Source organism: Streptomyces sp. NPDC088553 (assembly GCF_044752965.1).
Taxonomy (GTDB): Bacteria; Actinomycetota; Actinomycetes; order Streptomycetales; family Streptomycetaceae; genus Streptomyces.
Window position 1 is genome coordinate 416,259 of record NZ_JBIVMG010000002.1, and the last position, 15,417, is coordinate 431,675.

The window sequence follows — 15,417 nt, forward strand, 5'->3', positions numbered from 1 at the left end:
GCATGACCCTAGCCGGACCCCCTACCGGGTCGCGCCAGCCGCGCCGCCGTCTCCTGCCCTCGGATCCCTCTCCGCTTGAGGCTGTTCCCGGGTCCGTTCCCGGGTCCGTTTCCGGGTCCGTTTCCGGGATCCGGCTGGTGTTCCTGGGAGCCGGTGACGACCCGGTTTCCCTTCCCTTCCCGGTGCTCGTGCACGAGCCGGATCGCCATGGCACCCTCACCGGTCGCCGAGGCCACCCGTTTCACCGAGCCGCTTCGTACGTCGCCGGCGGCGAAGACCCCGGGAAGGGTGGTCTCCAGCAGCATCGGATCGCGGCCCAGCGAGGCCCACACACTCGCGTCGGCCAGCGCCTGGGCGTCGGCGCCGGTGACGACGAAGCCCTTCTCGTCCAGGGCCAGCACGCCCCTGAGCCATTCCGTGTGCGGCCGGGCCCCGATGAAGACGAACAGCGCCGCGGCCCGCAGCTCGCGGCGCGCACCGCTCGTGTTGTCCTCCACTGTCAGGGACTCCAGCTTCTCCTCCCCACCCACGCCCCGTACTTCGGTGTGGAGCAGCACCTCGATCTTGGGGTGCTGCTCCACCTGGTCCACCAGGTAGCGCGACATGTCCGCATGGAGATCACCGCCCCGGACGAGGAGGTGGACCCTGGACGCGTGGTTGGCGAGGAACAGCGCCGCCTGCCCGGCGGAGTTCCCGCCGCCGACCACGGCGACCGGATCCGCCTGGCAGAGACTGGCCTCGTGGACCGTCGCCGCGTAGTAGACGCTGACGCCTTCCAGGCGGTCGAGGCCGGGCACTTCGAGCCTCCGGTACCACACGCCCGAGGCGAGCACCACGGCGCCCGCGCGGGCCCGGGACCCGTCTGTGAAGGTGACGGCGTACTCATCGTCCTGCGGGGTCAGCCCGTCGACCTGCGCCGGGACCATGAGGCGGGCACCGAACTTGTGGGCCTGGAGCACGGCGCGTTCGATGAGCTCGCCCCCGGAGATGCCCGACGGGAAACCGAGGTAGTTCTCGATGCGTGACGAGGTGGCGGCCTGGCCTCCGGTGGCGACCGCGTCGACGGTCACCGTGGTGAGGCCGTCGGAAGCGCCGTACACGGAGGCGGCGAGGCCCGCCGGGCCCGCACCGACGACCAGCACGTCGCACCGTCCGGCATCGGACGAGGGGGCGGGGGCCGGCAGCCCGATGATCCGGGCGAGTTCGGCGTTGCTCGGATTGCGCAGCACCCTGTCGCCCTTCCAGAGGACCACCGGTGTCTCCTCGGGACGGATGCCGAACCGGCGCAGGAGGGCCTCCGCTTCCTTGTCCTTCTCCAGATCCACCCAGCGGTGGGGCAGCCGGTTGCGTGCGGCGAACTCCCGCAGCCGCAGTGTGTCCGGTGAATAGCACGATCCCAGGATCCGGAAGCCGGCGCCGATGCCGATGAGCAGGTACCTGCGGCCCAGGTAGGCGCGGAGGATCAGGTCGCCGAGGACGGGGTCGCGGCCGACCAGAGTGCGTTGCCGTTCCACCGGTACGGCCAGGATCTCGCCCGCCTGGCGCATCACAGCGGTGTCGAACGCTGCCTGGCCCTCCAGCAGCCCGAGTTCCCCTAGGAACCTGCCGGGTCCGTGCACGGCCACCGTCCGCTCGTCGGGCCCGCCCTGGTCGTGGAGGATCTCGACGGTCCCGCTGAGGATCGCGAGGAACTCGCGGATCGGCCGGCCCTCGCGGTACAGCACCTCGCCCTCGGCGGTCCTGCGGCGTTCACCGTGCCGGGTCAGTTCCTCGAGCTGCTCCGGCGTGAGACGTGGGAACGCCCCGTACCGGTCAGGTGTCTCACGGACCGCACCATGCTCGTGCTCGGCCGCGCTCATCAGACCAGGGCCTCGTGAACGAAGCACCAGCGCCAGTCCTCTCCCGGCTCGAAGGACCGCACGATGGGGTGACCGACGCTCCCCGCGTGCCGTCGGGCGTGCTTGAGGGGAGAGGAGTCGCAGCAGCCGACGTGCCCGCAGGTGAGACAGAGGCGCAGGTGTACCCAGGGGGAATGCTCCCTGAGGCACTCCTCGCAGCCTTCGGGGGTACGCGGGATCACCGCGCGCACCATCGTCAGGTGGGGGTCGGGAATCGTGGCCATGAGGGTTCTCCTTCCGTGAAAGAGGCCTGATCGGCCGGGGCCCGAGGTGGTCCTCCTCAGTACCGCCGAGCCTGGGGCGCTGAGCGAGCGCGGCGACCGGGCGATGTCGGGATCGCGTATTCGGTGGGCTCCCGGGCCACCGCACCGTCGTGTTCATCCACCTGGAGTGGTTCACCCAGCCGCGGTGGTTCACCACCCGCAGTGGTACACCGTCCGCAGCGGTTCACCCTCCCGCAGTGGTTCGCCGGCCCTCCATCGCCTGCTCGACCCACGAGCGCAGGACGTGTGCGGGTGCCGCGCCGGCCTGCCGGGCGATCGTCTCGCCCTTGTTCAGGACGAGGAGGGTCGGCACAGCCTGCACTTCGAAGCGCCGGCTGAGCCGCGGGTTCCTGTCGACGTCGACCTTGACGAGCTTGATGCGTCCGGCCAGGTCGCGGGCCACCTGTTCGAGGGCGGGGCTGACCATGCGGCAGGGGCCGCACCACGTGGCCCAGAGGTCGACGACGACGGGCACGGTGGCCCGCTCGACGACCTCGGCGAAGTCGTCGTCGCCCGCGTCCACGAGCCAGGGCAGGGGTTGCTTGCAGTTGCCGCAGGTGGGTCGTCCTTCGGCGGCCACGGGGATCCGGTTGACGCGCTCGCAGTTCGGGCAGGTCACCGTCGTCGTCCTGGTGGTGTTCACGCCGCCCTCGCCTCCCGGTCCTCCTGCTGCTGGTCGTAGGTGACCACCAGCTCTCCGTGCTGGGCGTCGACGCGCACCGTGGCGCCGTCCTGGACGTCGCCGCGCAGCAGGGCGCGCCCGACCAGCGTCTCGACCTCGTGGGAGATGTAGCGGCGCAGCGGCCGCGCCCCGTACACCGGGTCGTAGCCCTGGTGGGCGATCAGCTCCCTGGCGGGGTCGGTGAGTTCGACGGTGATGCGGCGCTCGGCGAGCCGGTTCCGCAGCTCGTCGAACTGCAGCTCCACGATCCGCTCGATCTGCCGCTCACCGAGCGGCTTGAACAGCACGATGTCGTCGACGCGGTTGAGGAACTCCGGGCGGAAGTGGCCGCGCAGCTCACCCATCACCAGGGCGCGGGCGTCGGGCTTGATCTCCCCCTCGGCGGTGGCGCCGTCGAGGAGGTGCTCGGAGCCGATGTTGGACGTCATGATGATCACGGTGTTGCGGAAGTCGACGGTGCGGCCCTGGGCATCGGTGATGCGGCCGTCGTCGAGGACCTGCAGCAGGGTGTTGAAGACATCGGTGTGCGCCTTCTCGACCTCGTCGAACAGCACGACCGAGTACGGCTTGCGGCGCACGGCCTCGGTGAGCTGACCGCCTTCCTCGTAGCCGACGTATCCGGGAGGTGCGCCCACCAGCCGGCTGACGGTGTGCCGCTCCTGGTACTCACTCATGTCGAGACGGACCATGTTCTCCTCGGAGTCGAACAGGGCCCGGGCGAGGGTCTTGGCCAGCTCGGTCTTTCCGACGCCGGTGGGGCCGAGGAAGATGAACGATCCGATGGGGCGGCGGGGGTCGCGGATGCCGGAGCGGGCGCGGATGATCGCGTCGGCGACGAGCCTGACGGCCTCGTCCTGACCGATGACGCGCTCGCGCAGGATCTCGTCGAGGCGCAGCAGCTTCTCGCGTTCGCCCTCCTGGAGGCGGGCGACGGGGACGCCGGTCCAAGCGGCGACGATCTCCGCGATCTCCTCCTCGGTGACGACCTCGCGCAGGAGCCGGTTCTGCCCTTGCTTGGCGGCCAGTTGCTCCTCCTCGGCGGCGAGCCGGCGCTCCAGGTCCTGGAGGCGGCCGTAACGGAGTTCGGCGGCGCGGTTGAGGTCGTAGGCGCGTTCGGCCTCCTCCGCCTCGTGGCGGACCTGCTCCAGTTCCTGGCGCAGCTCCTGCACGCGCCGGATCGCCTGCCTCTCGGCCTCCCACTGGGCGTGCTTGGAGTCGGCCTCGGCGCGCAGGTCGGCCAGTTCCCTGCGCAGCTCTTCCAGTCGGGCCGCGCTGGCGGCATCGGTCTCCTTGGAGAGGGCGGCGTCCTCGATCTCCAGGCGGGTGACGCGGCGGGTGATCTCGTCGAGTTCGGCGGGCATGGAGTCGATCTCGGTGCGCAGCCGCGCGCACGCCTCGTCCACCAGGTCGATGGCCTTGTCCGGCAGGAACCGGTCGGTGATGTAGCGGTGGCTGAGGGTGGCCGCGGAGACCAGCGCGGTGTCCTGGATCTTCACGCCGTGGAAGACCTCCAGACGTTCGCGCAGTCCGCGCAGGATGGAGATGGTGTCCTCCACGCTCGGTTCGTCGACCAGCACCTGCTGGAAGCGACGTTCGAGGGCGGCGTCCTTCTCGATGTACTTGCGGTACTCGTCGAGGGTGGTCGCGCCGATCATGTGCAGTTCTCCGCGCGCGAGCATCGGCTTGAGCATGTTGCCCGCGTCCATGGCTCCTTCGGCGGCGCCCGCGCCCACGACGGTGTGCAGTTCGTCGACGAAGAGCAGGATGCCCCCCTGCGCCGCCTTGACCTCGCTGAGTACGGCCTTGAGGCGTTCCTCGAACTCACCGCGGTACTTGGCCCCGGCGACCAGGGAACCCATGTCCAGAGCGAACACGATCTTGTCGCGGAGTCCTTCGGGCACGTCGCCGCGGACGATGCGCTGGGCGAGACCCTCGACGATGGCGGTCTTGCCGACGCCCGGGTCGCCGATGAGGACCGGGTTGTTCTTGGACTTGCGGCTGAGGATCTGGGTGACACGACGGATCTCGGCGTCCCGGCCGATGACCGGGTCGAGCCTGCCGGCCCTGGCCTCCACGACCAGGTCGCGGCCGTACTTCTCCAGAGCCTCGTAGGCGACCTCAGGGTTGGCGGAGGTGACGCGCTGGTTGCCGCGGACCTGGGTGAGCGCGCCCAGGAACGAGTCCCTGGTGATGCCGGCCTCCTTGAGCAGACGCCCGGCCGAGGTCGAGGAGCCCTCCTCGGCCAGGGCGAGCAGGAGGTGCTCCACGGACACGTACTCGTCCTTGAGGCGTTTGGCCTCCCGTTCGGCGGCGTCGAGCAGACGGGCGAGGCGCTGGGTGACGAAGACCTGGCCGGGTGCCGCCCCGGGGCCGGTGACCTTCGGACGGCGGGAGAGTTCCTCGCGCACGGCTGCGCGCAGTTCCTCCGGCTCGGTGCCGGCCTGCTGCAGCAACCGCGGGATCAGACCGTCCTCCTGATCGAGAAGGGCGAGCAGCAGGTGTTCCCCGTCGACCTCGGTGTGCCCCATGCCGACGGCCGCGGTCTGGGCCTCCTGGAGGGCTTCCTGGGACTTCTGGGTGAGACGGTTCATGTCCATGGGGGTGTTTCACTCCTCGTGCCGCGGCCGCGCAGGGCGGCTTCGAGCAGGCTGATGCGGTCGAGCAGGTCCAGCACCAGGCCGATGGATGCGTAGTTGAGGCAGAGTCCGGAGCGCAGCCGCTGGATGCGGGCGAGGACCGTCGGGGCCGTGGGGTCGAACACCAGGTGTCCCGCGGCGTCGCGGTCGGCGTCGACCAGGCCGAGGGCGACGAAGCGGCGGACCAGATCGGGGTGGAGGCCCGAGCGACGGGCCACCGCGTGCAGGGAGAGCCTGGGGGCGGGCACGAGCGCATACCGGACAGACGTCGAGGCGGTGATGTCGGCGCCCGTTCGTACCGGACGGTCGCTCATGCCGGCCCGGCCGGTGCCTGCCGCTCCCGAGGGTCGGTCGTTCATCGCGTCCTCCTGGGGTCGAACGAGGAAGTGGCGGCGAGTTCCTCGAACAGTTCGCGCTCCCGGTCGCCCAGGGTGGGCGGCACCATGACGCGGAGTTCGGCGTACAGGTCGCCGTCGGCGCCGCGCGGGTTGGGCATGCCCTCGCCGCGCAGCCGCAGTCGCCGGCCGCTGGACGAGCCCGCCGGCACTGTGACCTTGGCCGTGCCACCGCCAGGGGTGGGCACCGGCACGGTCGCGCCCAGGGCCGCCTCCCAGGGAGTGACCGGTACCTGGACGTGGACGTCGCGGCCGTCCAGCCGGAACTGTGGGTGGGGCTGGATACGCACCCGCAGGTACAGGTCTCCGCCGGGGGCGTCACCACTTCCCTGGCCGCCCTCCCCCGCCAGCCGGATCCGCTGCCCGTCGGTGACGCCCGGCGGCACCTTGACCTCGTACCGCCGCGGCTGACCGGTGGGACCGGCGAGCGTGACGGTGCGACGGCCGCCCTTGTACGCCTCCTCCACGGTGAGCGGCAGCTCGGCCTCCTGGTCGGCTCCCGGTACGCCGCCGCGGGCGGCGCCTGCTCCGAAGAGCGAGCCGAACAGGTCCTCGAAGTCGACACCGTCCGTTGCGAAGTCGTCGCCGAAGCCGGTGGCGTACCGGACGCGGGGGCCTCCCGCGCCCGCGGTCCTCCGGCCGCGGAAGCCGCCGCCCGCGCCGGCCGCGACGCGTTCGTCGAAGTCCTCGGGGATCTTGCGGAAGTCCTCGCCGAAGCGGTCGTAACGGGCCCGGGTCTTCGGGTCCGACAGGACGCTGTACGCCTCGTTGAGGTCCTTGAACAGTTCCTCCGCCCCCGGGTCCTTGTTGACGTCGGGGTGGTATTTGCGGGCGAGCTTGCGATACGCCTGCTGGATCTCGTCCTGGCTCGCGGTTCTCGAGACGCCCAGCACCTCGTAGAAGTCCTGTGCCATCACCGGTCACTCCCGCTTCGCGACAGTCACGGCGGCGGGCCTGAGCTGCCGTTCTCCGTCCCCGTAGCCCGGGCGCAGCACGTCGACGACCGTGCCCGGCGCGGCGTCGGGGTCCTGGACGACGCCGATCACCTCGTGGCGGGCCGGGTCGAACACGACGCCGGTCTCCGCGTGCCGCGGGTAGCCGAGCAGTTCGAGGACGTTCACCGCCTGGTCGCGGACCGCCTGGACGCCCTCCACGATGGCACCGGGATCGGCGCCGGCATGGGTCAGGGCGAGTTCGAGGTTGTCCAGGACGGGCAGGAAGGCGGCGGCCGTGCGGGACCGCTCGGCCGTCCGATCCCGCTCCAGTTCCCTGGCGTGGCGCTTGCGGAGGTTGTCGAGGTCGGCGAGGGCGCGCCGCCAGCGGTCCTCCAGTTCCTTGAGCTCGGCCTCGTACGCGTCCTGGGACGGTGTGGGGCCTCCGCCCGCCTCGGCGGGGCCGGGTCGCTCGTCCGGGGCAGGCCCACGCCCCGTCGGGGAGCCCGAGCCCGGCGGTTCCCCGGGGGACGGGCGTACGGCGTCGTCCCAGGCCGGATCGGTGTGGTCGGGCACGGCCGGGTCGGGTTCCTTCGGGTGGATGGGCATGGCGGTTCCTCAGTCCTTGTCGAACTCGGCGTCGATGACGTCGTCGTCACCGCTACTGCCGCTCGGGGGACCGTCGGCGGTGGGGTCCTGCCCGGGGCCGCCCGTGTCGGCGGCGCCCTGGTGGGCCGCAAGCCCGGCGAGCAACTGCTGGAGTTCGGAGGTCAGGGGCCGCACGCGCTCGACGCCCGCTTCTTCCTTGACCGCCGCCCGGGCATCGGACACGAGCATCTCGGCGCGTGCCTTCTCGTGCGCGGGGGCCGTGTCGCCCAGTTCCGCGAGGCGCTTCTCGACCTGGTAGGCGACGGCGTCGAGCTCGTTGCGGGCGTCGACGGCCTCGCGGAGTGCCTGGTCCTGGCCCTGGTTGCGCTCGGCCTCCTGGACCATGCGTTCGACCTCGCTGCGGTCGAGGTTGGAGCTCTCGCTGATCGTGATGCCCTGTTCCTTGCCGGTGTCCTGGTCACGGGCCGTGACGTTGAGGATCCCGTTGGCGTCGATGTCGAAGGTGACCTCGATCTGTGGTTCGCCCCGCGGCGCCGGCCGGATGTCGGTGAGCTGGAACCGCCCCAGCACCCGGTTGTCGGCGGCGAGCTCGCGCTCGCCCTGGAGGACGACGATGTCGACGGCGGGCTGGTTGTCCTCGGCGGTGGAGAAGGTCTCGGAGCGGCGCACCGGGATGGTGGTGTTCCGCTCGATGATCTTCGTCATCACGCCGCCGCGTGTCTCGACACCCAGAGACAGGGGGGTGACGTCGAGCAACAGGACGTCCTTGACCTCGCCCTTGAGCACCCCGGCCTGGATCGCGGCGCCCAAGGCCACGACCTCGTCGGGGTTGACGCTCATGTTGGGTTCCTTGCCGCCGGTCAGCCGGCGTACGAGGGACTGGACGGCGGGGATGCGCGTGGAGCCGCCGACGAGGATGACCTCGTCGATGTCGCTCTCGCCGACCTTGGCGTCGGTCATGGCCTGCTGGACCGGCCCGAGGCACCGCTCCACCAGGTCGCTGGTGATCTGCTCGAAGGTGGACCGCATGATCGAGTCGGTGAGGTGCTTGGGGCCGGAGGCGTCGGCGGTGATGAACGGCAGGCTGACCTGCGTCTGTGTCACCGAACTCAGCTCGGTCTTGGCCTTCTCCGCCGCCTCGAACAGTCGTTGCAGCGCCTGCGGGTCCTGGCGCAGGTCGATGCCGTTCTCCTTCTGGAAGTCGTCCGCGAGGTGATCCACCAGGCGCCGGTCGAAGTCGTCGCCGCCCAGGTGGCTGTCACCGGCGGTGGAGCGCACCTCCACCACGCCGTCGCCGACGTCGAGGATGCTCACGTCGAAGGTCCCGCCGCCCAGGTCGAAGACGAGGACGGTCTCGTGCTGCTGCTTGTCCATGCCGTAGGCGAGGGCCGCGGCTGTCGGCTCGTTGATGATCCGCAGCACCTCCAGTCCGGCGATCCGGCCGGCGTCCTTGGTGGCGGTGCGCTGCGCGTCGTTGAAGTAGGCGGGCACCGTGATGACCGCCTCCGTGACCCGTTCCCCGAGCTGCTTGGAGGCGTCCTCGGTGAGTTTGCGCAGCACCTGGGCGCTGATCTCCTCGGGCGCGTACAACTTGTCGCGCACCTTGAAGCGGGCCGCCCCGCCGTCGCCCTCGACGACGTCGTACGCGACCGCCCTGGCCTCCTCGGAGATCTCATCGAAGTGCCGGCCGATGAACCGCTTGGCCGAGTAGATGGTCCCCTTGGGGTTGAGAATCGCCTGGCGCCGGGCCATCTGGCCCACCAGACGCTCGCCGGTGTCGGTGAAGGCCACTACAGACGGTGTCGTGCGGTTGCCCTCGCTGTTGGGCACCACGGACGGTTCGCCGCCCTCCCACACGGCGATCACCGAGTTCGTGGTACCGAGGTCGATACCCACTGCCTTGGCCATGAGAAATCTCCTTCCGGTGCGGCGGTCCCGCGCCGACTCTCCGGATCACGTTCATTCAGGTACGAGGGGAATCTCCGCCGGTGGTACTCAGCGCGCCGATCAGCCGTACAGCCTCGTCGGCGCACCTTCGAGACCCTCCCCAGGGTCACGAGCCGGATGGCTTCGCGCCTGCCCCTGACGAGTCAGGAATGCGCGGGTCTGGTCACCCCGCGAGTACGAGAGAGAAACTTCTTGACATATCGAATGAGTCGCCCCTGAGTGGGTAAAAATATGGGGATCGTCTCCCCAGGGCTCCGGGATGAACGGAGTGATCCCATGGCCGGCCGCCGGGCGTGCGACGTGCACGGCCGCTACTCCGACCGGGAGGGCAGCCTTCCGCCGGGTAGTGCCGAGCGACAGCCCGCTGCCCCTGCCCCTGCCCCTGCCCCTGCCCCCCACGAGATGATGGAGCTCTCCCGCGCCCTGTTCGAGGCTCCGAGCGAAGGCGAGATCCTGCGCCTGGCCATGCACCGCGTAACCGCCGCCGGGCCGTACAGTGCCGAAGCCGGATACCTCGAGGTGGACGGCGACCTGGTCCCCAGTCCGAGGAACGACCACACCCATGCTGCGTCCGTGGACCGGAGGGTTCGGGAACTGGAGGGGCAGGACGGGCCTGTGACCGTCCCCGACCGGCCCTGGGGCTGGGCCCTGGGGCTACGCGGGACGGAGCGACTTCACGGGTACCTCGTGGTGACCTCCGGAACTCGGCCCACGGGGGCCCAGCGGTCCCTGCTCGCCACGCTCGTCTGGCACACCGCCGCTGCCCTGTCCGTCGCCTTCGCGCAGCGCCGCCGACGCGAGGACGCGCTGGAGCTCCACCGGGTCAGGGAGGAACGCGCCACTCTTCAGCGGCAGCTGATCTCCGTGGCGGCTGAGCTGGTGAACCAGCGGGCCGTTCACGCGCTCATGGCCGCCATCGCCGCCTCGGGCGGCGGTGAGGAGGCCGTCACCCGCGCCCTGCACGAGCTCACCGGACTTCCGGCGCTGGTCGAAGACCGCTTCGGACGGCTGAAAGCCTGGTCGGGTCCCGGCCGACCCGACCCCTACCCGGAACCGGACCCCGTGCGCCAGAACAACATGCTGCACGCCGTCGCACGGAAGGCCGGGCCCGTACGGAGGAAGGACCGGCTGATCGCGCTGATCCGCCCCCATGGCGAGATCCTGGGCGTGCTGGGACTGGTCGACCCCCTGGGTGAGGCCGACGAGCACACCGTGTTCGCACTGGAACACGCCGCCGCGTCGCTCGCCCTGCAGCTGGCGCACCTGCGCAATCTGGCCGAAGTGGAGCTGAGGCTGCACCGCGAGCTGGTCGACGACCTCCTGGCGGGGACGGACTCCGCGAGCGCCTACGCCCGGTCCGAGGCAGTCGGCCACGACCTGCACCGCAGCCACTACGTCGTCGTCGTGGAGTGGTCGAACCGGACCGCAGACGACTCCTTCGCCCGGACCGTGGGGCGGGCGGCCTCTGCCGTCGGCATGAACTCGCTGCTGACCCGACGCTCCGACCACGTGGTCCTGGTCGCTGACGACAGGCCGCACGCTCGCGCGCTGCACCAGGCGCTCGCCCGGGAGACCGGAACACAGTCCGGGACCATCGGGGTGAGCGCCCCCTCCGACTCCGTGCCCGACATCCCCCACCGCTACCAGGAGGCACAGCGCGCCCTCGAAGCGCGCCTCAATTCCCGCGAGCGATACGGCACGACCTTCTTCGACGAGCTCGGCCTGTACCGCATCCTGGGACCAGGTGCCGATCGCCAGGAACTGGAGACATTCGTCCACGAATGGCTCGGGCAGCTCATCGACTACGACTCCCGGCATCACGCAACCATGGTGGAGACCCTCTCCCGGTACTTCGACTGCGGCGGCAACTACGACGAGGCCGCCGCGTCCCTCGCGATCCACCGCAGTACGCTGCGCTACAGGCTGCAGCGCATCCGTGAGATCAGCGGCAACGACCTCACGGACGTCGAGGACCGGCTCAACCTCCAGGTCGCGACCCGAGTGTGGAAGATCATGCTCGGGAGATCGAGCTGATCCCCCACAACGGCTGTGCGGCTCAGGCGTGGGCCAGGAGCGCCCGGGTCTCAAGGTCGATCTGCTGGGCCTCTCCCGTAGGAACGACCACGACGGGAACACGTGCGTCCGGCGCGCTGACGATCTCAGGCCGTTCGGCGACCAGCGGTCGCAGACCGCCCGTGAGGCCGAAGACAGACAGCCGGGCGCACACCTCCTCACGTACCTCGGGCTGATCCTCACCGATCTCACCCGTGAATACGAGAGCGTCCAGACGGCTCAAAGACGCGGCCATCTCGGCGATACCGCGACGGCAGTGGTGGGTGAAGACGTCAAGGGCGAGTGCGGCTCGCTCGTCGCCCGCCGCCCGGCTGCGGACCAGGTCGCGCGTGTCGCCGGAAGTGCCGGAGAGGGCAAGCAGACCGGACCTGTGGTTCAGGGCGTCCTCGATCTCGTCCACAGACACGTTCTTCCGTTTCAGCAACCAGGTCAGGGCGCCAGGGTCGACGCTGCCGCTGCGACGACTCATCACCAGACCCTCCAAGGGCGTGAACCCCATCGTCGTGTCGACACTGCGCCCCTCGCGCACCGCGCAGGCGGAGCAGCCGCCGCCAAGGTGCACCATCACCAGCTGCAGCTGCTCCGGGCGGCGGCCGAGGAGTTCAGCGGTGCGGGCCAGCGCCCAGGCGTAGGACAGGCCGTGGAAGCCGTAGCGGCGCAGTCCATACGCCTCGCGCCAGCCGGCGGGTACGGCGTACTCCCGTGCGGCAGCCGGTAGGCCGGAGTGGAACGCGGTGTCGAAGCAGACCACGTGCGGAACTCCGGGCAGGAGGTCCCGGGCCGCGTCCAGAACGGTCAAGGCCTGCGGAACGTGCAAGGGCGCGAGTTCCGCCACCCGGTCCAGGCGGGCACGCACCTCGTCGTCGAGCAGGGCGTGGCCGCGCAGCTCCGAGCCGCCGTGGACGATGCGGTGGCCCACAGCCGCGGGAGCCGGCCCTTCCCTGAGCAATTGCCGCAGCGAACCGAATGCGCTCTCGCCGGGAGGAGATTCGCTGTGGTGTTCGCCCAGAACCTCACCGCCGTCCCCGAAGACCGTCAGACGCAGACTCGATGACCCCGCGTCCGTCACCAGTACCGGGCTGGTTCGTGTGCGCACACACAGATCCTCTCCCTCGTTCCGCATGACGTGGGGAAGGAGACTTCCTGACCTCCGCGAAGGCTCTCCGCGCCCGGCACTGGGTACCCGATCCGACCGCCCAGGAAACGAAACGGTCTGCTGAACGAGTCTCGACCTCACCGGCGCCGATGCGTACGAAGACGGCTCGTCGCCCGTACCGCGTCCCTGATCAGGTCGGCGACCCTCGTGGGCTCGGACAGGGCAACGGCGTGGGAGGCGTCCGGAAGTTCGACGACGACGGCTCCGGCCCGTGCGGCGCCGAAGTGCTGGGCCTCGGGGCTGATCGTGCGGTCCGCCCCGGCCACCAGAGCCCAGGACGGCTTGGTCCGCCACGCCGCCGCGGACGCGGTCTCGGTGAAGGCGGCCGTGGCAAGCGGGCGTTGGGCCGCGGCCAGGGCACCTGCGACGTCCTCGGGCACGTCCGCCGCGAAGACGGAGGGAAAGGCCGCCTCCTCGATGGTGACCTCGACCGCCGAGTCGCCGTCGAGGACCGGGTACGTCCACTCCTTCAGGTGGCCCGTCAGCGGGGACGCGGGGAAGCTTCCTCGAAGCTGGTCGAGGCTCTCGCCCTCGTGGGGCACGTAGGCGGCCACGTAGACGAGTGCGACGACGTTCTCCGCGGTGCCGGCCACGGTGATCAGCGCACCGCCGTAGGCATGGCCGACGAGTACGGCCGGGCCGTCGACCTGTGCGAGGACGGAGGTGAGGTAGGCGGCGTCCGACGTCAGGCCCCGCAGCGGGTTCGACGGAGCGATCACCGGGATTCCGCTGCTCCGGAGTTCCGAGATGACGCCTATCCAGCCTGTCGCGTCGGCGAAGGCACCGTGCACGAGGACGACGGTGGGGTTGGTCATGCGATTTCTCTTCTCGGTGTCGGGCCACGGGTGGGGCGTCGTCACGACGGTCAGGTCGCGGCCCGGAATTCGGCAAGAGGTCCGTGCGGTGGTTGCTCACGGTAGAACCGTGGAACCGGCTCCTCTTGTACGTGCGCGCAGCCGCGCTGTCATGACAGCGCACACGCGCCTCAGCGCCTCACGCGTCCTGGGCGCCGGCGGTCGTCGTCGCGAAGGCCGAGGTCGCCAGCGCCTGCCATTCGGTGGGGCTCATGCCGTAGGCCCCGCGGAACGTCCGGCTGAAGTGTGAGGGGCTGCTGAAGCCCCAGCGGTGGGCCACCGCGGCCATGGTGATCCTCCGGTTGGAGCGGCTCAGTTCGAGCCGGCAGAACTCGAGCCTGCGTTCCCGCACCCATTGGCTCACCGTGCTGCCGTCGTTCTGGAAGAGCTTCTGCAGGTACCGGACGGAGATGTGGTGGGCCCGTGCGATCCCCTCCGGTGAGAGGTCCGGGTCCATCAGATGTTCCTCGATGTAGCCGTGGATACGGGACAGCATCTCGTTGACGGTCCCGGACGGGTCGTCGGTCTCGTCCGTCGTGTCCGCTTCGAGGAGCTCCATGACCAGGACGGAGAGGAGGTGTACGGCCGTCCGGGCCCGCCGGTCCCCGATCGTGGACCGGCGGAACTCCTCCTTGGCGGCGAGCGCGGTCAGGAAGTCGGACGCCAGCGCCCCGATCCCCTCCCCGCCGCGTACGGGTACGCCGAGCACCCGGTTCAGTTCCGACTCCGTGACGCCCAGATAGCAGCGGGGCACCCGGAAGAAGATCATCTGGCAGTCCTCGCCGAACCGCAGCAGATGCCGTCGGGCCGGGTCGCAGAAGACCAGGTCGTTCGGCTCCAACAGGGTCCTGGCGCGCTCGTGGACGACGGTGACGGGCCCACGGACGTGGACGCCGAGGTAGACGTGGGTCCGGTCGTTCGTCTCCGGCATCTCGGAAAGCATCTGGACCAGCCACCCCGGGCGGGAGGAGGGCGGGGTCGGATCGGGCGCTTGCCGGGGCACCCGTTCGGGCGCACGTGACATCAGTGTGAGGGGCATGGGCATTCCTAGCCGTAGGTGCGTGCGGGCGGAGGGCGGATCTCACGCCCCTTTCGAAGGCTCCTCGGCGAGGAACTTCTCCACCACGGCGTTGAAGGCCGGCGGGTTCTCCAGGAAGGGGAAGTGCGAGCTCGCCACGTCGGAGGCGAAGACGTGCAGGCGTGCGCCGGGAATCCGCTCGGCGACGAAGCGCTGCGAATCGGGGTGCACATGGCTTCCCTCACAGCCGATCACCAGGGTCGGCACATCGATCCGGGGAAGCACGTCGCGCCAGTCCTGCGCGCAGTGGTCGAACAGCAGCGGTACGCCCGCGTAGGCGGGTGTCGACCGGATCTCCTCGCCGACGAAGGCCAGCACCTCGGGGTCGGCCTCGCCGGAGAACATGCCGCGCACGAAGTCGGCGCGGACCGTGTCGCCCTCCGGGCCCGCGAGAGCCGCACCCAGGTACAACAGCCCCGACACATCGAAGATGGCACCCGAGTCCCGCTGTTCCCCCTCTGTCATCCAGGGCACGGCGGCGACCGCCGCGGGCTGGTCGACGGCGACGAAGCGCCGGATCCGTCCGGTCCCGTACTGGTCGATGAAGCTCCACCACACCGAGACACCCATGGACCAGCCCAGTGCGTCGAAACGGTCGAGACCGAGATGGTCGACGAGTTCGAGCACATCGCGGGAGAGCCGGGCGACGCGGTAGCCGTGACGCGGCTTGCCGGACCTCCCGTGGCCGCGGAGGTCGACGGTGACGACGCGACGGCCGGGCGCCAGCCCCTCGACCTGGTGGCGGAACATCGCCTGCGTCTGCCCCCAGCCGTGCAGCATCACCAGCGGGACGCCCTCGCCGCCGGTGTCCTGGTACGCAAGCCGTACGCCGTCCGTCGTGATCAGTTCCTTCATGACCTCTCCCCTGGTCAGAGGCGGTACATCGCTCCCGCC

At 70.3% G+C, this 15,417-nt stretch carries 13 protein-coding genes; 1 reads left to right on the forward strand and 12 read right to left on the reverse strand.

The window, feature by feature from the left end:
* Nucleotides 1-8: 8 nt before the first annotated feature.
* The 8 genes from ACIP8Z_RS07065 to dnaK form a co-directional block, all read right to left on the reverse strand.
* On the reverse strand, nt 9-1,859 hold the full coding sequence (locus ACIP8Z_RS07065) for an FAD-dependent oxidoreductase (protein ID WP_402079761.1): 1,851 nt from the start codon (nt 1,857-1,859) through the stop codon (nt 9-11).
* On the reverse strand, nt 1,859-2,122 hold the full coding sequence (locus ACIP8Z_RS07070; RefSeq protein ID WP_319317048.1) for a UBP-type zinc finger domain-containing protein: 264 nt from the start codon (nt 2,120-2,122) through the stop codon (nt 1,859-1,861). The genes ACIP8Z_RS07065 and ACIP8Z_RS07070 overlap by 1 nt, the downstream gene beginning before the upstream one ends.
* Nucleotides 2,123-2,345: 223 nt before the next feature.
* Entirely contained in the window at nt 2,346-2,804 is a 459-nt protein-coding gene (gene trxA / locus ACIP8Z_RS07075) for a thioredoxin (protein WP_319317046.1), read from the reverse strand.
* Entirely contained in the window at nt 2,801-5,440 is a 2,640-nt protein-coding gene (gene clpB / locus ACIP8Z_RS07080; protein WP_402079765.1) for an ATP-dependent chaperone ClpB, read from the reverse strand. Before clpB ends, trxA begins: the two co-directional genes overlap by 4 nt.
* Nucleotides 5,431-5,838, reverse strand: coding sequence for a chaperone modulator CbpM (locus ACIP8Z_RS07085; RefSeq protein ID WP_402079768.1), 408 nt, complete (start codon nt 5,836-5,838; stop codon nt 5,431-5,433). The genes clpB and ACIP8Z_RS07085 overlap by 10 nt, the downstream gene beginning before the upstream one ends.
* On the reverse strand, nt 5,835-6,788 hold the full coding sequence (locus tag ACIP8Z_RS07090) for a DnaJ C-terminal domain-containing protein (protein ID WP_402079771.1): 954 nt from the start codon (nt 6,786-6,788) through the stop codon (nt 5,835-5,837). The genes ACIP8Z_RS07085 and ACIP8Z_RS07090 overlap by 4 nt, the downstream gene beginning before the upstream one ends.
* Nucleotides 6,789-6,794: 6 nt before the next feature.
* Complete coding sequence (grpE, locus tag ACIP8Z_RS07095; protein WP_402079774.1) at nt 6,795-7,415, reverse strand: nucleotide exchange factor GrpE; 621 nt, start codon at nt 7,413-7,415, stop codon at nt 6,795-6,797.
* A 9-nt stretch (nt 7,416-7,424) separates the two neighbouring features.
* Complete coding sequence (dnaK, locus tag ACIP8Z_RS07100; RefSeq protein WP_319317034.1) at nt 7,425-9,323, reverse strand: molecular chaperone DnaK; 1,899 nt, start codon at nt 9,321-9,323, stop codon at nt 7,425-7,427.
* Nucleotides 9,324-9,638: 315 nt separating this feature from the next.
* Here dnaK and ACIP8Z_RS07105 point away from each other — a divergent pair, with 315 nt between their 5' ends.
* Nucleotides 9,639-11,396, forward strand: a complete 1,758-nt coding sequence (locus ACIP8Z_RS07105; RefSeq protein WP_402079777.1) for a PucR family transcriptional regulator — start codon at nt 9,639-9,641, stop codon at nt 11,394-11,396.
* A 22-nt stretch (nt 11,397-11,418) separates the two neighbouring features.
* On the opposite strand, the gene ACIP8Z_RS07110 is transcribed toward ACIP8Z_RS07105, so the two are convergent.
* The 4 genes from ACIP8Z_RS07110 to ACIP8Z_RS07125 all read right to left on the reverse strand — a co-directional run bounded on the left by ACIP8Z_RS07110 (nt 11,419) and on the right by ACIP8Z_RS07125 (nt 15,378).
* A complete protein-coding gene (locus ACIP8Z_RS07110; RefSeq protein WP_402079779.1) occupies nt 11,419-12,354 on the reverse strand; it encodes an acetate/propionate family kinase in 936 nt (311 codons plus the stop codon).
* 314 nt (nt 12,355-12,668) lie between these two features.
* The gene (locus tag ACIP8Z_RS07115) at nt 12,669-13,406 is read right to left on the reverse strand and encodes an alpha/beta fold hydrolase (RefSeq protein WP_402079782.1); all 738 of its coding nucleotides are present in this window, start codon (nt 13,404-13,406) and stop codon (nt 12,669-12,671) included.
* 178 nt (nt 13,407-13,584) lie between these two features.
* Entirely contained in the window at nt 13,585-14,376 is a 792-nt protein-coding gene (locus ACIP8Z_RS07120; protein ID WP_402079784.1) for a helix-turn-helix domain-containing protein, read from the reverse strand.
* 150 nt (nt 14,377-14,526) lie between these two features.
* Nucleotides 14,527-15,378: an alpha/beta fold hydrolase gene (locus ACIP8Z_RS07125; RefSeq protein ID WP_402079786.1), complete on the reverse strand. Its 852-nt coding sequence runs from the start codon at nt 15,376-15,378 to the stop codon at nt 14,527-14,529.
* Between the last annotated feature and the right edge of the window lie 39 nt (nt 15,379-15,417).